General features: G+C 62.7%; 8 protein-coding genes. 3 read left to right on the top strand and 5 right to left on the bottom strand.

Annotated features, from left to right (window positions below; genetic code table 11):
- The first annotated feature begins 3 nt into the window (after positions 1 to 3).
- Positions 4 to 11,853: a non-ribosomal peptide synthetase gene (locus QCBJ_RS06525; protein WP_102060353.1), complete on the top strand. Its 11,850-nt coding sequence runs from the start codon at positions 4 to 6 to the stop codon at positions 11,851 to 11,853.
- Positions 11,854 to 12,008: 155 nt separating this feature from the next.
- Here QCBJ_RS06525 and QCBJ_RS06520 read toward each other — a convergent pair whose 3' ends face one another.
- Complete coding sequence (locus QCBJ_RS06520; RefSeq protein WP_102060352.1) at positions 12,009 to 14,444, bottom strand: TonB-dependent siderophore receptor; 2,436 nt, start codon at positions 14,442 to 14,444, stop codon at positions 12,009 to 12,011.
- A gap of 110 nt (positions 14,445 to 14,554) precedes the next feature.
- On the bottom strand, positions 14,555 to 16,207 hold the full coding sequence (locus QCBJ_RS06515) for a cyclic peptide export ABC transporter (protein WP_102060351.1): 1,653 nt from the start codon (positions 16,205 to 16,207) through the stop codon (positions 14,555 to 14,557).
- Between the two features lie 200 nt (positions 16,208 to 16,407).
- On the opposite strand from QCBJ_RS06515, the gene QCBJ_RS06510 reads away from it, so the two are divergent.
- Positions 16,408 to 17,238, top strand: coding sequence for a N(5)-hydroxyornithine transformylase PvdF (locus tag QCBJ_RS06510; protein WP_102060350.1), 831 nt, complete (start codon positions 16,408 to 16,410; stop codon positions 17,236 to 17,238).
- Between the two features lie 1,267 nt (positions 17,239 to 18,505).
- On the opposite strand, the gene QCBJ_RS06505 is transcribed toward QCBJ_RS06510, so the two are convergent.
- Genes QCBJ_RS06505 through pvdM form a run of 3 tightly spaced genes read right to left on the bottom strand, consistent with a single transcriptional unit; the run spans position 18,506 to position 22,040 of the window.
- The gene (locus QCBJ_RS06505) at positions 18,506 to 19,366 is read right to left on the bottom strand and encodes a formylglycine-generating enzyme family protein (RefSeq protein WP_102060349.1); all 861 of its coding nucleotides are present in this window, start codon (positions 19,364 to 19,366) and stop codon (positions 18,506 to 18,508) included.
- A gap of 34 nt (positions 19,367 to 19,400) precedes the next feature.
- Positions 19,401 to 20,672 (bottom strand): aminotransferase class V-fold PLP-dependent enzyme, encoded by a 1,272-nt coding sequence (locus tag QCBJ_RS06500; protein ID WP_046036818.1) that lies wholly within the window; start codon positions 20,670 to 20,672, stop codon positions 19,401 to 19,403.
- An 18-nt stretch (positions 20,673 to 20,690) separates the two neighbouring features.
- Positions 20,691 to 22,040, bottom strand: coding sequence for a pyoverdine-tailoring dipeptidase-like protein PvdM (gene pvdM, locus QCBJ_RS06495; RefSeq protein WP_046036817.1), 1,350 nt, complete (start codon positions 22,038 to 22,040; stop codon positions 20,691 to 20,693).
- Between the two features lie 142 nt (positions 22,041 to 22,182).
- Here pvdM and QCBJ_RS06490 point away from each other — a divergent pair, with 142 nt between their 5' ends.
- Positions 22,183 to 23,808 (top strand): PvdJ/PvdD/PvdP-like protein, encoded by a 1,626-nt coding sequence (locus tag QCBJ_RS06490; RefSeq protein WP_102060348.1) that lies wholly within the window; start codon positions 22,183 to 22,185, stop codon positions 23,806 to 23,808.
- Positions 23,809 to 24,250 lie beyond the last annotated feature (442 nt).

The raw sequence follows: 24,250 nt of genomic DNA, 5'->3' as shown, positions 1-24,250 counted from the left end.
CCCATGCTTTCCAACCCTAATATCGATCTGGTTTCGCGCTTTCTTCGCCTGCCTCTGGAACAGCGCCAGCAGTTTTACCAGCGCCTGCAAAGCCGGGGCATGAGCTTCGCCCAACTGCCGATTGCCTCGATCCGTGAGGACGGCCAGAGTCTGCCGTTGTCCTACGCCCAGGAGCGCCAGTGGTTTCTCTGGCAACTGGACCCGGACAGCGCCACTTATCATATTCCCGGCGCACTGCGTCTGCAGGGCCGACTGGACCTGGCGGCCCTGCAACGCGCGTTCGACAGCCTGCTGGCCCGCCATGAAAGCCTGCGCACACGCCTGGTACAGGACGGCGAGCGCCTGCTGCAAAACGTAGCGCCCGAAGCGCGCATCGAGATACACCAGGACGTTGCCGACGAACACCCATTGATGGCGCGCATCGAAGCCGAGATAGCCCGGCCTTTCGATTTGCAGGCGGGGCCGTTGTTGCGCGTGACCTTGCTGCAACTGGCCGAAGACGAGCATGTGCTGGTGATGGTGCAGCACCACATCATTTCCGATGGCTGGTCGATGCAGGTCATGGTCGAGGAACTGGTGCAGTTCTACGCCGCGCACAGCCAAGGCCAGGAGGTGCAATTGCCGGGCTTGCCGATCCACTACGCCGACTACGCGCTGTGGCAGCGCAGCTGGATGGAAGCCGGGGAGAAGGCCCGTCAACTGGCCTACTGGCAGGAGCTGCTGGGCGGTGAGCAACCGGTGCTGGAATTACCCCTCGACCATCCGCGCCCGGCGCAGCAAAGCCATCGCGGCGCCAGCTTGCAGGTGCATCTGCCGGCGGCCCTGGTGGCCGGTATCAAGCGCCTGGCCCAGCAAGAGGGCGTGACCCCGTTCATGCTGTTGCTGGCCTCGTTCCAGACCCTGCTGTTTCGCTACAGCGGCCAGTCGGACATCCGCATCGGCGTGCCGAATGCCAACCGCAACCGCGTGGAAACCGAGCGGCTGATCGGCTTTTTCGTCAACACCCAAGTGCTCAAGGCCGACCTTGACGGGCAGATGAGCTTCGCCGAACTGCTGCAACAGGCCAAGCGCCGCGCCCTGGAAGCCCAGGCGCACCAAGACTTGCCGTTTGAACAATTGGTGGTGGCGCTGCAACCTGAACGCAGCCTGAGCCATAACCCGCTGTTCCAAGTGATGTTCAACCACCAGACCGACGCCCAGGGCGGGCGCGATGGCCAGCAATTGCCTGGCCTGCGAGTGGCGGAACTGGATTGGGAGAGCCAGACCACGCATTTCGACCTGAGCCTGGACACCCATGAGTCCGCCGAAGGCCTCTGGGCGGCGCTGACCTACGCCACCGACCTGTTCGAAAGCGCAACCATCGAACGCTTGGCGCAGCATTGGCAGAACCTGCTCCAGGCGGCAGTGAGTGCACCACGCAGCCGTCTTTGCGCGCTGTCGATGCTCGATGCACCCGAACAACAGCGGATGCTCAAGGACTGGAATGCCCCCGCCACCGTCGCCGCACCGGATGCCGTGCACCAGTTGTTCGAGGCGCAGGCCCGCGAACATCCGGCGCGCCAGGCACTGGCCTTGGATGAGCAAACGCTCAGCTACGGTGAACTGAACCGCCAGGCTAATCGCCTGGCGCACTACCTGATCGCCCAGGGCGTAGGCCCGGAGGTGCTGGTGGGCATCGCGGTCGAGCGCTCCTTTGCCATGGTGGTCAGCCTGTTGGCGGTGCTCAAGGCGGGCGGCGCCTACGTGCCGCTTGACCCTGAATACCCACGTGAACGCCTGGTGCATATGCTCGACGACAGTGGTGTGCGACTGGTGTTGACTCAATCCCACCTGCGCGACCGCTTGCCATTGCCGGCCGATCTGACGGCGCTGGACATCGACCTGGCCGACGCGCAGTTGGCGCAGTGTGCCGAGCACAATCCGCCTACCGCGTTCGAGCCCCGCAGCCTGGCGTATGTCATCTACACCTCCGGCTCCACCGGCAAGCCAAAAGGCGTTGCCATCAGCCATGCGGCATTGAGCGAATTCGCCGGTATCGCGGCCGAGTATTCGCGCCTGGTCGCGGACGACCGCGTACTGCAGTTCGCGACCCTGAACTTCGATGGTTTTGTCGAGCAGCTGTACCCGGCTCTGACCCTGGGCGCGACGGTCGTGTTGCGCGGGCCGCAGTTGTGGGACGGCGCTGAGCTGTACCGGCAGATTATCGATCAAGGTATCACCCTGGCCGACTTGCCCACCGCCTATTGGAAACTGTTCCTGCAGGATTGCCTGGCCGCGGGGCCACGGCCCTATGGCGCATTGCGCCAGGTGCATATCGGCGGCGAAGCGATGCCGCTGGATGGCCCGGTGCTGTGGCGGCGCGCGGGGCTGGGGCATGTACGCCTGCTCAACACCTACGGGCCGACCGAGGCCACGGTGGTGTCCAGCGTGCTCGATTGCAGCGATGACAACGCCGTGATTGGCGCCACTGCCAGCCCGATTGGCCGCGCGTTGCCGGGGCGTGGCCTGTATGTGTTGGACCGTGACCTTAACCTGTTGCCGGTTGGCGCCGTGGGGGAGCTGTACATTGCCAGTGCCAGTGGCTTGGCCCGTGATTACCTACAACGCCCGAGCCTGACCGCCGAACGTTTTGTCGCCGACCCGTTCAGCCCCCAGGGCGAGCGTCTTTACCGCACCGGTGACCTGGCGCGTTATCGCGCCGACGGGGTGATCGAATACGTCGGTCGCGTCGACCATCAGGTCAAAATCCGCGGTTTCCGAATCGAGTTGGGTGAGATCGAAGCGCTGCTGTTGGCCCAGGAGGCGGTGCGCGAAGCCTTCCTGCTGGCGGCTGACAACCAGTTGGTGGCCTACCTTGTGCCGGCCCAGCCGTTGTCCGCCGCCGAGCATGCGGCGGTGGGCGAAACGCTCAAGGCCACCTTGCGTGAGCAACTGCCCGATTACATGGTGCCTGCGCACCTGATCTTCCTCGACCGCATGCCGTTGAACCCCAACGGCAAGCTTGACCGCCAGGCGCTGCCCAAACCCGATGGCAGCGCGGTGCAACAGGCCTGGCAGGCACCGGTTACGCCACTGCAACAGCAGGTTGCGGCGATCTGGGCCGATATTCTTGGCGTCGAGCGTGTGGGCCTGACCCACCACTTCTTCGAACTGGGCGGGCATTCGCTGCTGGCCATGCAGGTGGTCTCGCGCATTCGCCAGGCATTGCAGCTCGAAGTGCCGCTCAAGTTGCTGTTCGAACAGCCGCGCCTGGAGGGGTTTGTCGCCGCACTGACCACCCAGGCCCCAGGCGCGCCGACCGCGCCCGCGCTGTTGCCGGTAGGGCGGGACCAGCCGTTGCCGCTTTCCTACGCCCAGGAGCGCCAGTGGTTTTTATGGCAGCTGGAGCCGCAAAGCGCCGCGTACCACATCCCCAGCGCCTTGCGTTTGAAAGGGCAGCTTGATCTGGGTGCACTGCAACGCAGTTTCGATACCTTGCTGGCCCGGCATGAAAGCCTGCGCACCCATTTGCGCCAGGAGCGCGACCGCACGGTTCAAATCATTTCACCGCAGGTGTCGTTGCAGATAGCGCACGCCGAGGTGCAGGAAGCGCAGCTCAAGGCGCGGGTCGAGGCCGAAATAGCCCAACCCTTCAATCTGGAGCAAGGGCCTTTGCTGCGGGTTTCGTTGCTGCGCATCGCCGCTGATGAACATGTATTGGTATTGGTGCAGCATCACATCGTGTCCGATGGCTGGTCGATGCAGCTGATGGTTGAAGAGCTGGTGCAACTGTATGCGGCCTACAGCCAGGGACAGGTGTTGCAATGGCCGGCGCTGCCGATTCAGTACGCCGACTACGCCGTATGGCAGCGCAACTGGATGGAGGCGGGCGAGAAGGCCCGTCAACTGGCGTATTGGCGCGACATGCTCGGCGGTGAGCAGAGCGTGTTGGCGTTGCCGTTCGACCACCCGCGTCCGGCTGTGCAAAGCCATCGTGGCGCGCGCCTGGCATTCGAACTGCCCGGCGCGTTGACCCAAGGCCTCAAGGCCCTGGCCAAGCAGCAGGACGTGACCTTGTTCATGCTGCTATTGGCCTCGTTCCAGACGTTGCTGCATCGCTACAGTGGCCAGGAAGAGATCCGTGTCGGGGTGCCGATCGCCAACCGCAATCGCAGCGAGACCGAGCGTCTGATCGGCTTCTTCGTCAACACCCAGGTGCTCAAGGCCGATCTCCACGGCCAGATGAGCGTCGAGCAACTGCTGCAACAGGCCCGGCAACGGGCGCTGGACGCCCAGGCCCACCAGGACCTGCCCTTCGAACAACTGGTGGAAGCGCTGCAACCCGAGCGCAGCCTGAGCCACAACCCGTTGTTCCAAGTGATGTTCAACCACCAGACCGACGTGGGCCAGGCTCAGGTTCAGCAGCAACTGCCGAATCTTTCGGTAGAAGGGCTGGAGTGGGACAGCAAGACGGCGCATTTCGACCTGGACCTGGATATCCAGGAATCCACCGAAGGTATCTGGGCCACGCTCGGCTATGCCCAGGACCTGTTTGAGGCCAGTACCGTGCAACGCATGGCGCGACACTGGCAGAACCTGTTGCAAGGCATGGTTGCCGACCCACGGCAGAATCTCAGCCAATTAAACCTGCTGGACAACGCCGAACGGCAACAGATTCTTCAACTGTGGAACCAGAGCGATGCCGGCTTCTCGGCCAAGCGCCTGGTGCACGAGTTGGTGGCCGACCGCGCCGGGGAAACCCCCGAGGCGGTGGCGGTGAAATTTGGCGAGCAACAGCTGACTTACGGCGAGCTGGACCGCCAGGCCAACCGCCTGGCCCATGCATTGATCGCCCGTGGCGTCGGCCCCGAAGTGCGCGTGGCGATTGCCATGCCACGCAGCGCCGAGATCATGGTGGCGTTCCTGGCAGTGATGAAAGCCGGTGGCGTCTACGTGCCGCTGGACATCGAATACCCGCGTGACCGCCTGCTGTACATGATGCAGGACAGCCGCGCCCGATTGCTGTTGACCCATTCGGCGGTGCAACAGCGCTTGCCGATTCCAGACGGCCTGGAAGCCCTTGCCGTGGACCAGACGCAAGCCTGGTCCGCTGACGACGACACCGCACCCGAGGTGGCGCTGGACGGCGACAACCTGGCCTACGTGATCTACACCTCCGGCTCCACCGGCATGCCCAAAGGCGTGGCGGTGTCCCACGGCCCGTTGGTGGCGCACATCATTGCCACCGGCGAGCGTTATGAAACGTCGCCGGCCGATTGCGAACTGCATTTCATGTCGTTCGCGTTCGATGGCTCCCACGAAGGCTGGATGCACCCGCTGATCAACGGCGCGAGCGTGCTGATTCGCGATGACAGCCTGTGGCTGCCGGAATACACCTACCAGCAGATGCATCGCCATCACGTGACCATGGCGGTGTTCCCGCCGGTGTACCTGCAGCAGCTGGCCGAACATGCCGAACGCGACGGTAACCCGCCGAAGGTTCGTGTGTACTGCTTCGGCGGTGATGCCGTGGCCCAGGCCAGCTATGACCTGGCGTGGCGCGCGTTCAAGCCGACTTACCTGTTCAACGGCTACGGCCCGACCGAAACCGTGGTCACGCCGTTGCTGTGGAAAGCCCGCCGTGGTGACCCGTGCGGTGCCGTCTACGCGCCGATCGGCACATTGCTGGGCAATCGCAGCGGCTACGTATTGGACGCGCAACTCAACCTGCAACCCATCGGCGTAGCCGGTGAGTTGTACCTGGGCGGCGAGGGCGTGGCCCGGGGTTACCTGGAACGTCCGGCCCTGACCGCCGAGCGCTTCGTACCGGACCCGTTCGGCAAGCCCGGCAGCCGGGTGTATCGCAGCGGTGACCTGACCCGTGGCCGCCCGGATGGCGTGGTGGATTACCTCGGCCGCGTCGATCATCAGGTGAAAATCCGTGGCTTCCGTATTGAGCTGGGCGAGATCGAAGCGCGCCTGCGCGAGCAGGACAGTGTCGGCGAAACCGTGGTGGTGGCCCAGGAAGGGCCGAGCGGCAAGCAACTGGTCGCCTATGTGGTGCCGCTGGATCCGTTGCTCGTCGACGATGCCGTGGCGCAGTCGACCTGCCGCGAAGCCTTGCGCCGCGCCCTGAAAACCCGCTTGCCGGACTATATGGTGCCCACGCACCTGATGTTCCTTGAGCGCATGCCGCTGACGCCGAACGGCAAGCTCGACCGCAAGGGCCTGCCGCGCCCGGATGTCAGCCAGATGCAGCAGGTGTACGTGGCGCCACAGAGTGAGCTGGAGCAGAAGATCGCGGCGATCTGGTCCGACGTGCTGCGTCTGCCACGTGTCGGTTTGCACGATAACTTTTTCGAATTGGGCGGTGACTCGATCATCTCGATCCAGGTGGTCAGCCGTGCCCGCCAGGCCGGTGTGCGCTTCACGCCCAAGGATCTGTTCCAGCACCAGACGGTCCAGAGCCTGGCGGCCGTGGCCCGGGAAGGCGAGGGCGCGGTGGTGCTGGATCAGTCGGCATTGACCGGCGAGTTGTTGTTGCTGCCTGTCCAGCAGGCGTTTTTTGCCGATGACATTCCCCAGCGTCACCACTGGAACCAGTCGGTGGTGCTACAGCCACACCAGGCGTTGCAGGCGCCGCTGCTGGTGGCTGCGCTGCAGGCCTTGATCGTGCATCACGACGCCCTGCGCATCGGTTTCGTCCAGGGCGCGGCAGGCTGGAGCGCGGCGTATCGCGGGCCGCAGCAGCATCAGGCCGAACAGGTCCTGTGGCAGACCACCTTGAATGCGGTCGAAGAGTTGGAGGCCCTGGGTGAGGAAGCCCAGCGCAGCCTCGACCTGAGCGAAGGGCCGCTGCTGCGTGCAGTGCTCGTGGACCTGGCCGACGGCTCCCAGCGCTTGCTGCTGGTGATTCATCACTTGGTGGTGGACGGTGTGTCCTGGCGCATCCTGCTGGAAGACCTGCAAACGGCTTACCGCCAGCTTGCCCAAGGTGCCACGGTCGTGTTGCCCGCCAAGACCAGCGCGACCCGGGCCTGGGCCGAGCGTCTGCAAACCTATGCACGCAGCGCCGCACTGGCGCAGGAACTGGCCTGGTGGCAGACGCAGTTGCAAGGCAGCCCCACCGGCCTGCCGGGGGCCGATCCACAGGCCAGCGTGAGCAACCGGCATGCGCTGAGCGTGACCACCCATCTGGATCAGGCCTTCACACGGCGTCTGTTGCAGGACGCCCCCAGTGCTTACCGCACCCAGATCAATGACCTGTTGCTGACCGCACTGGCGCGCGTCGTTGTGCGCTGGACCGGTGACGCGTCGATGTTGATCCGCCTGGAAGGCCACGGTCGTGAAGACCTGTTTGACGAGATCGACCTGACCCGTACCGTCGGCTGGTTCACCAGCCTCTACCCGGTGAAGCTGGTGCCGACCGATTCGCTGGCCGGCTCCCTCAAGCAGATCAAGGAGCAGTTGCGTGCGATTCCCGACAAGGGCCTGGGCTTTGGTGCCCTGCGTTACCTGGGGAATGCCGAGGCTCAACAGGCCCTGAGTGAACTGCCGCGCCCACGCATCACCTTCAACTACCTGGGGCAATTCGACGGCAGTTTTGACGGCGGCGAACAAGAAGGCTTGTTCGTCCCCTCCGGTGATGGCAGTGGTGCCGAACAGAGTGCCGAGGCACCGCTGGGCAACTGGTTGGAAATCAACGGCCAGGTCTACGCCGGCGAATTGAAGTTGAACTGGAGCTTCAGCCAGCAGATGTTCGATGAGGCGACCGTACAACGCCTGGCGGATGACTACGCCGCGGAACTCAAGGCGTTGATCGAGCACTGTGGTGTCAACCAGGGTGTCACGCCTTCGGACTTCCCGCTGGCGCGCTTGTCCCAGGCGCAACTGGACAGCTTGCCGGTGACGGTGGCTGACATCGAAGACGTTTACCCGCTGTCGCCGATGCAGCAAGGCATGCTGTTCCAATCGCTGTACGGCGAAGGCTCGGGTGACTACATCAACCAGATGCGCATCGATGTCGAGGGCCTGGATGTACCGCGCTTCCGCCAGGCCTGGCAGGCGGCGGTCGACAGCCATGAGATCCTGCGCAGCGGTTTTCTCTGGCAGACCGAGCTTGAGCAGCCGTTACAGGTGGTCTACAAGCAGATGCGCATGCCGTTCACCGAGCTGGACTGGCAAGATCGGCCCGGCAGCAGTGCGGCACTCGATAGCCTGGCCGAGTCCGCGCGGGCCCAGGGGTTCGTGCTGGAACAGGCGCCGTTGCTGAGCCTGACGGTGGTCCGTACGGGGGCGTCCCGTTATCACTTGATCTACACCAACCACCACATCTTGATGGACGGCTGGAGTGGTTCGCAGTTGTTTGGCGAGGTGTTGCAACATTACGCCGGTGAACCGCTGCGTGCGCCCATCGGGCGTTACCGCGATTACATTGCCTGGCTGCAGGCACAGGACAAGTCGGTCAGCGAGGCATTCTGGAAAGAGCAACTGCTCAACCTGCAAGAACCAACCCGCCTGGCCCGTGGCCTACAGGCTGCGCACAGCGAGGCGCTGGCGGTCAACGGCGAGCATCGTCTGAACCTCGACGCCAGCCAGACCGCTCAGCTCAAGGCCTTCGCCCAGCGCAATAAAGTCACCCTCAATACGTTGGTGCAAAGCGCCTGGCTGCTGCTGTTGCAGCATCACACCGGGCAGTCCACCGTGGCGTTCGGCGCCACCGTGGCAGGCCGTCCGGCGCAATTGCGCGGTATCGAACAACAGGTCGGTCTGTTCATCAACACCTTGCCCGTCGTGGCCACGCCGGATGCACAGATGACGGTCAGCCAGTGGCTGCAGCAGATCCAGGCGCAGAACGTGCGCTTGCGTGAGCAGGAGCATACGCCGCTGTTCGAGATCCAGCGTTGGGCCGGGCTGGGTGGCGAGGCGCTGTTCGACAGCATTCTGGTGTTTGAGAACTACCCGGTGTCCGAAGCGCTGGAGCAGGGCGCACCTTCGGGGCTCACGTTTGGCGCCGTCCACAGCCTGGAGCAAACCCACTATCCGTTGACCGTCTTGCTGGGCATCGGTGACACCTTGGGCCTGGAGTTCAATTACGACCGCCAGGCATTCAGCGCGGCGCATATCGAACGGTTGGCCGAGCACTTCCAGCAGGTGTTGCAGGCATTGGCAGTGGATGGCGCCCAGCGTCTGGCAACGTTGCCTTCGCTGGCCCGTTCCGAGCGCGAAACGGTCCTGCATGCCTGGAACGCCACGGCCACGGACTACCCGTTGCACCTGCCGGTGCATCAGTTGATCGAAGCCCAGGTGGTGCGCACGCCGGACGCACCGGCGCTGGTATTTGCCGGGCAGGTATTGAGTTACGCCGCGCTTAACCGCCGGGCAAACCGCTTGGCGCATCGCCTGATGGCGGCCGGCGTCGGGCCGGATGTCCTCGTGGGGCTGGCGGTTGAGCGTTCGATTGAAATGGTCGTTGGCCTGCTGGCGGTACTCAAGGCAGGTGGCGCTTATGTGCCGCTGGACCCGGAATACCCCCGCGATCGATTGGCCTACATGCTGCAAGACAGCGACGTGAAGCTGTTGTTGACCCAGGCGCATTTGCTGGAGCAACTGCCGATTCCAGCGGGCTTGCACAGCCTGGTGCTGGAGCAGGGCGATGAGGGGTTGCAGGCCTACGCCGAGCGGAATCCGCAGGTCGTCGTCGATGGCGAAAACCTCGCCTATGTGATCTACACCTCGGGCTCCACCGGCCAACCCAAAGGTGCGGGTAACCGCCATTCGGCGCTGACCAACCGACTGTGCTGGATGCAGCAGGCGTATGGCCTGGACGGCAGTGACACGGTCTTGCAGAAGACGCCGTTCAGTTTCGACGTGTCGGTGTGGGAGTTCTTCTGGCCGTTGATGACCGGTGCGCGCCTGGTGGTGGCAGCGCCGGGCGACCATCGTGATCCGGCCAGGCTGGTGAGCCTGATTAACGCCGAACAAGTCACTACGTTGCACTTTGTGCCGTCCATGCTCCAGGCCTTCTTGCAGGATGCCGGCGTCGGCGCCTGTCACAGCCTGCAGCGCATTGTGTGCAGCGGTGAAGCGCTGCCGGTGGATGCCCAGCAACAGGTGTTCGCCAAACTGCCACGTGCCGGGTTGTACAACTTGTATGGGCCGACCGAAGCGGCAATCGACGTGACCCACTGGACCTGCGTCGACGAAGGGCGTGACGCCGTGCCGATTGGTCGGCCGATCGCCAACCTGGGCTGCTACGTGTTGGACGGCAACCTGGAACCGGCACCCGTTGGCGTATTGGGTGAACTCTATCTCGGCGGCGTCGGCCTGGCGCGTGGTTATCACCGTCGGCCGGCGCTGACCGCCGAACGCTTTGTGACCGATCCGTTCGGCAGTGGCACCCGTTTGTATCGCACCGGGGACTTGGCGCGTTATCGCGACGATGGGGTGATCGAGTACGCCGGGCGCATCGACCACCAGGTCAAGCTGCGTGGCTTGCGCATCGAGTTGGGTGAAATCGAGGCCCGCCTGCTGGAGCATGCGTACGTGCGTGAAGCGGCGGTGCTCGCCGTGGACGGCACGCACCTGGTGGGCTACCTGGTGCTGCAGGCGCCGAGCGAGGATTGGAAAGCACAGGTGGCGATGCACCTGGCGGCGCAGTTGCCGGACTATATGGTGCCGGCGCAGTGGGTAGTGTTGACACAGATGCCGCTGAGCCCCAATGGCAAGCTGGATCGCAAGGCGTTGCCTAAACCGGAGGCGCAAGGCGCGGACGCTTATCAGGCCCCGCAAAGCGCCATCGAGCAGCAAGTCGCGGCGATCTGGCGTGATGTCCTCGGTGTCGAGCGCGTAGGGCTGAACGACAACTTCTTCGAGTTGGGCGGTCACTCCTTACTGGTGCTGATGCTCAAGGAGCGTATCCGTAAAGTCAGCGGTGTCGGCTTGTCCGTCAGCCAGTTGATGCTTAACCCGACCGTACGCGGCCAGGTCAACTGCCTGCAGGGCGACGCGCGCAGCTCGTTGATCGTCAAGCTCAACAGCCAGACCGAAGGCACACCGTTGTTCATGTTCCACCCAAGCTTCGGTTCGGTGCATTGCTACACCGCGATTGCCCTCGCGCTCCGGGAGCAGCGTCCGGTGTTCGGGGTGATTTGCCGTGCATTGGCCGAAGACGGTGCAGCAGTACCCGAATGGCAAGCCATGGTCGAGGATTACGCCGAGCAACTCCTGTTGGCCCAGCCTCAGGGCGCCTTCCGCCTGGCAGGCTGGTCGTTGGGTGGCAACCTGGCGATGGAAGTCGCCTACGTGCTGGAGCAAGCGGGACGCGACGTCGAGTTTGTCGGCTGGATCGACGCCGCGCCGCCGCAGTGGCTCACGCCCTATTGGCAGGCGGTCGTCACCGAGGATGACCGTGAAGTCTCGGTGAACGAGCGGCGTGCGGCCTTGTTGGGCGTGATGTTCCCGGTGTTTGCCGAGCGGATTCAGACGGCCTGGCAGCAATGTCAGCGCGATGCCCAAGACGAAGCGGGGCAATGGCAAGGGTTTATCGCCTGGGCCGAGCAGACCCTGGGCGACGCCTTTACCGGTATCAAGGACGAGTTGCTGCGTGGCAATGAGGCGCAGATTTCCTGGGAGGTCGACCGCGCGCTCAGTGAGCGTCTGTCGGCGGCGGACTTCAAGCCGATCAAGGCGCCGGTCAGTTGCTGGTGGGCCTCCATGAGCCGCGCCGGGCAGTTCAAGGACCTCATCGAGCAGCACATGGCAAACACCCTTGTTCAGGGGCGGATCGAGCGTTCAGTGGTGATCGAGACTGATCACGACGGGATCATCGACAGTGCCGAGTTCATCCGTAGCTTGGTGGCCGCCATGGAATAACACCTCAGGTGATGAACACTGAACCTGTGGCGAGTGGGCAAGCTCTCTCGCCACAAGGGACTCGCCACAGGGGGGCGGAATACAAAAAAGCCCGATGAAAGCAGCGCTTCCATCGGGCTTTTGGTTGATCGCCGCCAGGGCGATCAGGCATCACATCAGAAGTCCCAGCGGGTGCTGAACATCACGTTGCGCGGCTCGCCGTAAGCGGCCGAGTTATAGAAGCCCACGTTGGTGTAGTAGGACTTGTCGAAGATGTTGTTGAAATTGACAGTCGCCGAGAGGTTCTTGGTGACCTGGTAGCGGGTCATCAAGTCCACCAGCCAATAGGACTCCTGGGTGATGTCCTGGTTGGTGTTGAGCGGCGAGTTGTAGATTTCATTCCAACCCTTGCTCTGCCAGCGCAGGCCGCCACCGATGGTGAACTTGTCGAGGTCGCCCTTGAGTTTGTAAGTGGTGTTCAGGTTGACCTGATGCTCAGGCTCGAAGGTGGAGATTTTCTTGTCGTCTGCGTCTCGCACGATCTTGTGGGTGTAACCGCCTTGTACTTGCCAGCCGGGCGCCAGCTCACCTGAGATTTCTGCTTCGTAACCCTTGGTGACCGCCTTGGAGCTCTTGAACGCATAGTTTTGCGGGGAAGGAGTCTGGTTGTTATAGGCATCGTCCGGGATGGCACGGTTGTCTTCATGCACTTCGAAGTAGGCAATGCTGGTGTTCAAGCGACCGTCGAGAAACTCGCCCTTCAGGCCCAGCTCGTAGTTTTGGCCTTCGTCCGGTTCCAGCAACGTCTGGTTGCGGTCTTTGTACGTGCTTTCCTGGGGTTGGAAGATATCGGTGTAGCTGGTGTACACCGAGAGATTGTCATTCAGGTCGTAGATCACGCCGGCATACGGCACGAACCGGCCGGTTTCCTTGTAGGAAGGGTTGATACCGGTGACGTGGTAGTTGGCGACGCGCCCACCGAGGATCACGTGCAGGTCATCCATCACGTTCAAGCGTGTGGTCATGTAGTAGCCGGTCTGGCGGATGGTATCGTCGTTGTATTGCTGGACAGGGCCGTAGATCGGCTTGGCAATGTGGCCATTCCAGTTATAGAAATCGACTTTATTGCCGCCTGGCCATTCCGGCGACCAGTACCCCTTGCCTTGCCAACGCGACGTGCCGATCGAGCCGCCCACCACCAGTTCATGTTCGCGGCCAAACAGGCTGAAAGGCCCGGTGGCGTAGAGGTCGGCCGAAGTGCTTTTGGTTTCGCCGGTGTATTTCTGACCGTTGATCTCGGCGGTGCCATCGGCTGCCGGCTGGACAAACTGGATCGAACCGAGGTCGGCATGGTAGCTGTTGATCTTGTGGTCGAGCTGGAATTTGGTGACCCAGCCGTCACCCATATCATGCTCAAGCATGGCAAAGGCGGTGCGGGTGTTCTGTTCCCAGGAGCTCCAGGTGGCGCCGTTGTTGTAGGAGCGTGGCATCTTGTTGATGCTGCCGTTGGAGTTGACCAACGGGAACGAACCGGACCAGCTGGAGCCTTTGGGCGTGTTGTCCTGATAGTCGAAGCCGACGGTCAACATGGTGTCGGGGGACAGGTCGAACTCGGTAATGCCGTAGTAGGTTTCGGTCTTGCGCGAGTAGTGGTCCATGAAGGACTTTTTGTCCTGGTACGCCGCCACTGCACGGCCCCGGACATTGCCGCTGTCGGTCAACGGGCCGCTCACATCCACTTCGCTGCGATAGTTGTCCCAGGAGCCGGCGCCCAATTGCACATGGCCCTTGAACTCCGACGTCGGCTTCTTGCGGATCAAGTTGATGGTCGCGCCCAGGGAGCCGGCGCCGTTGAGCAGGCCGGTGGCACCCTTGAGCACTTCGATGCGGTCGTAGATCGCCATGTCGCTGAGGGTGTTCCCCGCCGAGTAGCCGACGTTGCGCACCGTGGACGGAATACCGTCGTACTGGAAACTGTTGACCGAGAACCCACGCGAGTAATAGTTGGTACGGTCGGTGTCATAGGCCGATACGGTGATGCCAGGCGTGTGGCGCATCACGTCATCGACGCTGTTGAGGCTGAAGTCCTCGATATGTTGGCGGGTAATCACCGTGATCGACTGCGGGGTTTCCCGCGGGGTCAGGGTCAGCCGCGTGGCCGTGGCAATGGTGCCCGGCGTGTAGGAGCCGGAGCCCTCGGTGATGTTGCCCAGCACGTTGCCGGTCACTTGGGTCGGACTCAATTCCAGCCCGGCGGACGCGCCGGCGGCGGTAACGGTCAGCGCGTTGCCACTGAGGCTGTGAGTGGTCGAAGTGCCTGCCAGCAAGGTGTTGATCGCCTGCTGCGGATCCAGTTTACCTTTGATCGCCGTGCTGTTTTTTCCCGCCACGTCGGTCGGGCTGTACAGCACCTGCAGGTTGGCCTGGCGGCCGAATTCCTGCAGTGCACTCCCCAGTGCCTGTGCTGGAATATCCAACTCGATCTCCTGTGCCTGCACATAGCCGGCAACCGGCAGCGATACCGCTACGGCAAGCGCGCTCGGCAGGAGGTTGATGTTCAGGGCCCTGGTTAGCGCTTTGCTCAGTGGGCTGAGACCGAGTCGTGCTGACATGGATGGTTTCTCTTCTATGTTTTAAGTGGGCAAATTTTAATGTTTATTGAGGTTAGTTCTCATTACCACTAGTGAGACGTTCCTACTTCGGAAAACCGGAAAAGAAAATGTCATGCAGGCTCCATTTCATGCACCACCTGGCCGGCGCGCAGCCGTACCAGCTGATCGGCGATGTCGAAATAGCGGTCGTCATGGCTGATCACGATGATGGTTTTGCCCAGGCGCTTGAGGTCCGGCAGCAGCTCGGTATAGAAAATCCGGCGGAAGGCCGGGTCCTGGTCGGCGGCCCATTCGTCGAACACCAGCACCGGGCGTTCTTCCAGCCAGGCGTTGACCAGTGCCAGGCGCTTGCGCTGGCCGGTGGACAGGTCAGTGGTGCTGAACACACCGTCCTTGACGCTGACTTTGTGCGCGATCTCCAGGCGTTCCAGGTATTTAGTGGCGCTGTCCAGTGACTGGGTGGCGCTGCCCTGGACCAGGTCGTCGAACAGGTAGTAGTCGGCGAATACCGTGGTGAACAATTGGCGATAGTCATCGCGCGCGGGGTCGGTCACGGCCTCGCCGTTGAGCAGGATTTCGCCGGACTGCGGCGGGTAGAGCCCCAGCAGCAATTTGATCAGCGTGGTCTTGCCACTGCCGTTTTCGCCGACGATAAATACGATGTCGCCTTGGGCAATGCTCAGGTTGATCGGCCCCAGGTGAAACGGCTCGCTGCCTTCCACGGCCGGTGGGCTGTAGCTCACGTTTCGCAGTTCCAGGCTGTTGACGATCGGTGTCGGCGCCTCGCTGTCATCCATCAGCAGGTGCGGTTCAGGCGAGGAGAAGCGCTCCGACAACTCGCTGATACGCCCGAAGGCAATCTTCGCCTTGCCCACCACGGGCAGGTAACCCAGCAGGTGTTCCAGCGGGCCTTTCATGTACAACAGCACCAGCACGAAGCCGGTGATCACGGTCGGGTCCGGGTTCGGGTTATAGGCCTGCATCGCCAGGGCCAGGCCGATGACCACGAAGAACAGCATCGAGCCGAAGGTCTTGGCGAGGATGTAGATGTTGACCGAACGCACCTGGATATCGCTGATGCGGTCCGCCGTTTCCTGGATACGGTGGGTGTTCATGCGAAAGCGCCGTGGCCGATGCATACGCAGTTCCTTGGCGCCGGACGCGATGGCGTTGTAATAACGCTGCAATTCGTCTTCATGGCTGCGTGCCAGGTCAAAGCCTTGGATACCTTTGCCGCCAGCGATGAACTGCACGGCGCTGCCGATCACGATGGCGACGACCATCATCAGGAACATCGGCACCGACAGGTACGCCAGGTAGCCCAGGCAGCCCAGCGTCACCGTGGCGGCAATGGCCAAGGGCGTGAACGCGAAGGAGAAGTCGCTGATGGTGTCGACATCGTGGGTCAGCACCGGGATCAGTCGGTGGGAGCGGTAGCGCTCGATTTGCCCGATGGGCGCCGACAGCACCTTTTCACCCAGGTCTTTGCGCAGGGCGGCAATGATCCGTTGACCGACGTAGTTGGTGCCGATGTCGGAAATGATCGAGCTGACCAGCGCCAGCACGCACAAGGCTGCAAAGGTCAGGATCACGCCCTGGGTCATGCCTTGTGGCGAGTGCAGGGCATTATTGATCGTCGCCAGCAGCAACGTGATGGCCAGGCCGCCGGCCATGCCCAGGGCGACGGAGACGGTCACGAGGGTGCGAAAGGGCCTGAGCAATGCGAGCAAACCGTTGAAGGCGCCGCGCTTGGGGTCGGTCATAAATACTTCCCGGAAAGTGAAAAAGAGGGGGCTGGGCACACAGACCCTTACCCATGACAAACGAAGTGTCGGCGCGACTATTTAGCTCGGCGTGCCAGGCGGTGGCCGCGATGGATAAATTGGGCGGGGCCTGGTTCGTTCTTGTGGTGTAGGCGCACGCGTATCGGCGCGTGCCTGATCTATCCAGTGAGAGCGAAACAATGACGAAAAAGAACCTGGTGTATGTGTGGTCCCTGCGCAATGCCGCTGCCGACAAGGCTGGGCAGCCGGTGGCCTACAAGGACCACGAGCGCTACATGATGTCGGTGCTGGAATCCCTGGCGGGGGCACTGAACGACACGCCGCTGGGCGAGGCCTACAACCTGGTGGGGGTGGTGTATGACGATGACGAGCAGAACCCGCGTGACCAGCAATTGGTCAGCGACTACGGTTTTACCTACACGCCGGGCCGCCAGTGGCTGTACCCGGCCGACCTGCGGGTGCAGGGGCGCCTGGTCAATGACTTGCTGTTGAGCGTGCCGTCCACCTATCGCCGCCTGCCACGGGGCAGTGCGGAACACATCGCCGGCAAGCAGGACTTCGAACGCCGCCTGCACGACACGCTGGTGGAACTGAAGGCGGATATCGTGGTGCTGGACGGCCTGCTGGTGATCCTCGACGAGCTGGTGCGTCCCGGTGCACCGTTTGCCCGCCGCATCATGAACATTCATCCGGGCATTACCCGCATCGAATCGCCCTACGAGCGCCGTGGCGCCTACGCGACCTGGAACGCCCTGTACGGTGCGCGTGGGCTGACGGTCACCGATTGGACGACCAAGGCCACGACGCCATCGGAGCCGCTGTACCTCACCGGCGCGTCGTTCCACTACGTGGACAACGGCATCGACTCGGGTGAAGTGTTCCATGACGTGCTCAAGACCGAGATCTCGCCGGAGGACACCATCCTCGAACTGCGCTGGAACAACTTCAACAACAGCCTGTTTCCGGCGCTGCATGAAGGGTTGGCGTTGTTGGCACGGAAGGAACTCTAAAGCGGGCACAGTTAAAAGTGTGGGAGGGAGCTTGCTCCCGCTGACGGCCTGACAGCCGACCACCATCTAACTGTTAGACCGCGATCCAAATGTGGGAGGGGGCTTGCCCCCGATGGCGGTGTGTCAGTCGATTCATCAGGTGACTGATTCAGCGCCATCGAGGCATCGGTATCTACACCACTCTGGGTATGGCGCAGGACCTGTGGCGAGGGAGCTTGCTCCCGCTGACGGCCTGACAGCCGACCACCATCTAACGGTTAGACCGCGATCCAATTGTGGGAGGGGGCTTGCCCCCGATAGCGGTGTGTCAGTCAATTCATTAGGTGACTGATTCAGCGCCATCGAGGCATCGGTATCTACACCACTCTGGGTATGGCGCAGGACCTGTGGCGAGGGAGCTTGCTCCCGCTGGCGGCCTGACAGCCGACCACCATCTAATTGTTAGGCTGCGATCCAAATGTGGGAGGGGGCTTGCCCCCGATAGCGGTGTGTCAGTCGATTCATCAGGTGACTGATTCAGCGCCATCGGGGACTCGGTATCTACACAATTCTGGCTATGGCGTAGGACCTGTGGCGAGGGAGCTTGCTCCCGTGGCGGCCTGGCAGACGAGCGCCATCTAACGGTTAGGCTGCGATCCAAATGTGGGAGTGGGCTTGCCCCCGATAGCGGTGTGTCAGTCGATTCATCAGGTGACTGATTCAGCGCCATCGAGGCATCGGTATCTACACCACTCTGGCTATGGCGCTGGACCTGTGGCGAGGGAGCTTGCTCCCGTTGGCGGCCTGACAGCTGACCTGGATGCTGGATCAGACCGGGTACATATCCTTTATTTAGGTAACGGCCACTATGGGGTCCGCTTTTACAGCGGCTCACTTTTGAAAAGCGCAAAAGTAAGCAAAACGCTCTTGCCCCAACACTCGGCACCTCGCTCACGCTCGGTGTGCCCGTAATCCGACAGGGATGTGGGGGGGCCGCCGCCACGCGCCATTCATGGCGCGGGGCGGCTAAACCGGCATCCCTGCCGGTTTACCCCCCAAATCCCTGTCGAATTCCGGCCAGCGTGTTTGACGGGGCGCCTGAGATCAAAAGCTAGATCAAGATCAAGATCAAGATCAAGATCAAGATCAAGAGCGGCTCGCTTCGCATCGTGGTTGCCGTGGTTGCTACAGCGTTGTGTAGATACTTATGCCGCCGATGGCGGTGGGTCAGGTACTGATACACCCCCATCGGGGGCAAGCCCCTTCCCACATTTGATCTCCTGCGTTATTACAGGTCGCGCACCACCCGAAACCCAATCCAATCCCCCCGCGTCTGCGGGTAGATGTTGTTGCGGTTGCCGGAGCGCGAGAACACCGGCGCTTCTCCCCAGTCATTGCCGCGAATCATGTAGCCCTCGCAGTTCGGCTCCATCCACGCACTGCCGTCGGTAGGCGCGCCGATGTAGTTGGCGTGCTCGCAGTCGGCCACCCGTTCGTAGACGTTGCCATGCATGTCGTACATGCCAAACGCATTCGGCGGGTAGCTGCCGACCGGCGACGAGTAGCTGTACCCATCGGCCGGGCCATAGGTGTTGGCGTGCTTGGCGATGCTGTAATCCTTGCCCTCATCGAACGGGAAGGGGAACGGCCCGGTAGAACCGGCGCGCGCAGCGTATTCACGTTGGGCTTCGCTGACCATGTGGTACTGCTGGCCGGTTTTTTTCGACAGCCAGGCCACGTACTGCTTGATGTCCTCCATGTCCATGCACACTGCCGGCTGGCGCGGGCCCTGGGGGTAGCGCGGCTTGCTCGCGATGCACTCGCGGCCGGGGCGGGTGTCACCGTCGGCGATCTTCACCCCGGTCTGGCGGATGTAGCTGTCCCATTCGCCGGCGGTGATGTGGAAGCGGCTCATGGCGAACGGCTTGGCGAAGGTCACGTCGTGCATCGGGCCTTCATCCGGCTCGCGGCCGACTTCATCCTCTGGCGTGCCCATGGTGAAGGTGCCGGCGGGCAGCACCACCATTTCCGGGCAGTCCTTGCAGTCCTTGAACACTTTGCCGGGTTGTGGCGCGGCGGCCTGGGCCAGGCTTGGCAGCAAGGCACCGCACAGGGCAGTGAGTGCCAATGCCGTGAGGGGTTTGTTCATGGAGTCCTCTCATTCAACGTGGAAAAGGTGTGCGTTACACCCGCTGGCCCAGCAACGTCATGAAGCGCTGGATCTCTGCGGAAGAATTGAGCAGCCCAGGCGCGGTGCGGATCACCGGGCCGACATCACGGTCTACCGCGTCAATCACCACACGGTTTTTCATCATGTAGGCGGCTACGGCGTCACTGTCCTGGCCCTTAACCCTGAAGAAAGTAAAGCCGGCCGACAGTTCGGGGCTGTGCGGGGTCACCAGTTCGATCCGCGGGTGGGCCAGCAGTTGCTCTTTCAGTTCGGTGTTCAGTGCATGGATGCGCGCCTGTACCGGCGCCTTGCCCAGCTGCAGATGCAGCTTGAAGGCCTCGTCCGCTGCCCAGCGATGCTCAAAGGCGTGGTAGCCGCCTGGGGTCATGCTGGTGGCGAAGTCTTTGTCTTCGGAGAAGGTCGGCACCATGGGAATCACGTAGTTGTTTTGCGGGTCGCGGGCGCACACCAGTCCGGTGCCGCGTGGACCGAACATCCACTTGTGGGTGCCGGCGATGAAGAAGTCGCAGTGCATGTCCGGGAAATCGAGGTTTTCCACGCCGAAACCATGCACGCCGTCGACCACGTAGAGGAGGCGGTCCTTGTCGTCACGGTTGCGGTTGTGTTCTTCCACCAGTTTGCCGATTTCGCCGATGGGCAGTTTCACGCCGCTGCCGGACTGCACCCAGGTCATGCCGAGTACGCGGGTGTTGGGGCGGATATTGCGCTGGATGTTGCCCAGCACCTCGTCGATGGACACGCGGTTGGCGTTGTCGAACAGACGAATCTTGCGAACCTGGGTCTGTTCCTTGCGCACGCGAAAGTCCAGGCTGTACTCGGTGGCATAGTGCTCGTGGACGGTGGTTAGGATCTCCTGGTCCGGCCGTACCTTGATCCCGCCATAAATCATCGCCAGCCCTTCGGAGGTGCTGCTGGTGAGGGCGATCTGCCCCGGTGCGGCCTTCAGGTAGCGGCCGGCCCACTCGCGCACCTGGCCTTCGCGTTTCCAGGCTTCCTGCAGGTCCCAGTCCATGGCCAGCCCTGGGTTGCGGTCGATCTGTGCGCGGTAACGCTCAATGGCCTCGCGCACCGGCTTGGGGTGCGTAGCCACCAGGAAATTGGAAAAGTGCAGGTAGTCCGGGTCCTGGTTGAACAGTTGCTTGAGTCCCGTCCATGGGTCATCGGTTGCGTTGGCGGCGACGGCCTGCGGGAGCAGGGCGGCGCCCAGTGGCAGGCTGGCGGCAAATACACCAGCCTGTTTGAGGAACGTACGGCGGTCGGTCATGGACGGGCTTCTGGATGATTAGCGGTTGGCCAAGGGCTTGGTGGCTTTTTGTACCTGGTCCCACACCCGCAGGAAGTTGCCTCCCCACAGCTTGGCGATGTCGGCTTCGGAGTAGCCGCGCTGGATCAGTTCGGCGGTGACGTTGCGTATTTCGCCGACGTTGTTCCAGCCCTCGACGCCGCCGCCGTCGTTGAAGTCCGACGCCAGGCCGACATGGTCGATGCCGATCTTGCGCACGGTGTAGTCGATGGCATCCCCCAGGTCCTTGAGGGTGGCCTTGGGTTCCTCATCGAGGATGGCGTACAGCGCGCTGGCGTACTCGCCGAACTTGTGTTCGGGCCAGGCGGCGATGATTGCGTCGCCCGGCATCAGCGCCATGGCCAGGTTGGGCAGGGGTGGCAGGTCAAAGCGGGCGCGCAGGGCGTTGAGCTTGTCCTGGGTCGGCTGGCTCAGTGGGCGCAGGTAGGCGGAGAACCCCACGATCTGCACCACGCCACCGCTGTGCTTGATCAGTTGCAGCTCTTTGTCGCTCAGGTTGCGCGGGATATCCACCGCCGCGCGCGGTGCCGAGTGCGACGCCACCATCGGCGTACGACTCAATTGCGCCACTTGCTCCAAGGCTTTGGTCGACATCTGCGACACATCGATGATGACCCCCAGGTCATTGAGGCGGTGCACCGCTTGCTTGCCGATCTCCGACAAACCGTCGAGGGCGTCGGTGGAGTCATTGAAAAACGGCAGCGGTCGCGACGAGTCCGACCAGGCGTTATTGCCCACATAGCTGAAGCCGAACATGCGCATGCCGCGTGCCGCCCATAGGTCCAGCTGGTTCAGGTCGTTGCCCAGCGGGTAGGCGTTGAGCATGCTGATGAAGATCGCGAACTTGCCCTCGCCATGCAGGCGCCGGAAATCATCCGGGGTGTAGGCGATGGCGACCTGGTTGGGGTAGTCGCGCACCATGCCGCTGATAATCTTGTAGCGCACTTCCTGTTCGTGGCGCGCGGCTTCGACAAAACCGTCGGTGGGCTTGTGCGGCGCGTTGGCGCCGTTCCAGATTTCCGGCCAGCCGAAAATCGTCAGGGCTGCACCGGACAGGCGCCCGCGTGCCGCCTTGGCCAGGTCGAACTGGCCCTCACCGTCCTTGTCGGCCTCGTTGCCGGCGGTGCCGAAATCCACCGGCACGGTGATGTGGCTGTCGAACGACAGCAGCCGATCCTGCATTTCATTGGCCTGCTTGATCACCTCTAGCGGGTAACCGGCATTGCCCTTGAACCAGTGATCCCAGACCAGGAAACCGGCCCCGGCACCGATGGCCAATGCCAGCGGCAAGCCGATATACAGCGCCTTTTTCGAACGTGGTTTTGTCATTGCCATCTCAGTCAGTTGAGGCCTTCGCTATCAGGGAAGAACGAGTGATGGGCGGGGAAATTTAGGCGGGCAGGGCGCGGCGGTAAATTTCCCCGGCGTGCAAACGTTCTAGCTCTGATAAAGCCGTTTCCTAAGGTAGACAATGACCATCTCTCGACGTGGGTTCATCGCAGGCCTGGCACTGACAGGCGCCGCTGTGCCGGCAGCCTTCTATGCCCATCGCGAGTTGACGCGCGAAGAAGAATTCCCCATCACCCCCGGCGAAGCCACCGTGGACCTGGCCGACACCGCCGGCCAGCACCTGGCGAACACGCTGCGCGGGGTCTGGGACCTGCGCCTGGAAGGCCGCGATGCCGGCCTCAAGGGCCTGCCGTTGCAAGGCCTGGCGCTGTTGCTCGACATCGCCCCCCGTGGGCGTGGCCTGCGCGGCTACCTGGACACCGCCGCCAACCTGCGCGCCGAAGGCGAACCGCGTTACCGCGTGCTCGGTGATCTGCTGACCGGGGAGAGCGCCGTGCTGTACTGGCGGTTGATCGACCGGGACTCGGCCGATGGCACGCCGGCCTATGAATTCAAGATGACCCTCGACGAAGTCTGGGCCGACTTCGGCAACGCCGGCAGTGGCACCCTCAGCGGGCAGATCCTCGACCTCGACCGCCCGTTGGCGCTCGTTGAGCGCGACAACCGTTTCATCGCCCATAAACAGTGGTTCCCCGAAGCCCGCCAGCGTATCGGCCTCAACCCGACCCTGCTGGCCTGGCTGATTTCCCCCGAGCACCGCCTGTTCCACCAGCTGTGGCACGCCAGTCGTGACCAGTGGCACAAACTCTCCGAAGAAAAACGCGACGCCCTGCGTGGCATCGGCTGGCAGCCCGGCCCGCGTGGCCAGGAGCGCGACGCACGGGGCAAGCGCAAGGACCGTAATGGCTCGGGGATCGACTTCTTCTTCATGCACCGGCACATGCTCGGCACCGCGCGCTCAATGCAGGACCTGCCCTCATGGCCGCAGTTCCCCGAGCCGCAACCGGCCCTGGAGCGTGATCGCCTGGGCTTTCTGCGCTACTTCGACAACCACGACGGCTTTGCGCTGCCACCGACCTGGTCGGCGCCGGACGACGGCGACTACACCCAGTGGGTCAGCGACATCAAGAGTGCCGAGACCTACCACAGCAACTTCCAGGTCTGGGAGTCCCAATACCGCGACCCACGCTACCTGGCCAAATTCACCCTGGGGCAGTTGGGCTCTGAGATGGAGCTCGGCCTGCACGACTGGCTGCACATGCGCTGGGCCTCAGTGCCGCGCGACCCGTCAAACGGTGCGCCCGTGCCCTTCGCCCGCGACCCCTCCGACTTCGCCCCGCGCTGGTACGCGGCGGAAAACGACTTCCTCGGCGACCCGTTTTCCTCGCACGTCAACCCGGTGTTCTGGCACTTCCACGGCTGGATCGATGACCGTATCGAAGACTGGTTCCGCGCCCATGAACGCTTCAATCCAGGCGAAGTCAGGCGCATGGAGGTCAACGGCGTAGCCTGGTTCGCACCGGGCCGCTGGGTGGAAGTCGGCGACCCTTGGCTCGGCCCGGACACCCATGGCTGCAGCACCACGCCGGGCCTGCAGATGGGCCGGTCGATGGAGATGGACCCGGAGACCATGAAGCTGGCATTGCGCATTACCTTCGGTGAAGACGAAAACCTATTACAGGGCCTGTTCAAGCGCGTGCCAAGACGACCGTGGTACGCCCGCCACCTCAAATTACCCTCTGCCTGAATCTGTGGTGCGCGGGCTTGCTGTGGTGGGCAGGCCTGTTGTGGTGAGCGGGCTTGCCCCGCGCTGGGCTGCGAAGCGGCCCTAATCCGGCCAACTCGTTTTACCTGAAAGAACGCGGTGGCCGTGTTGGGGCTGCTTCGCAGCCCAGCGCGGGGCAAGCCCGCTCACCACAAAAAGCCCGCTCACCACAGCAAGCCCGCTCACCACAAGGTCCCGCCAGCCACAGGCGTAAGGTGTTTTCATTGAGATTGAACCAACCCTGATCTCTCTTGTCCCCGCTTACCATGTCACCCCCCGCCTGCCAAATCCCTTAATTTTCCAAGCCTGCCGGAAGCCTCTCCAGGCCCCCGGCTGCGCCCGCTTTTTTTGGGCGCGCGGCGCCCAGCACCCGATTTACGCGGCAGCTGAAAACGGACTTTCTCCTCAACCGTGACTTACCAGG

The organism is Pseudomonas sp. QC2 (assembly GCF_002859085.1).
GTDB classification, from domain to species: domain Bacteria; phylum Pseudomonadota; class Gammaproteobacteria; order Pseudomonadales; family Pseudomonadaceae; genus Aquipseudomonas; species Aquipseudomonas petroselini.
The sequence above is the reverse complement of the archived record's forward strand: the minus strand, read 5'-3'. Positions and strand labels throughout refer to the sequence as shown.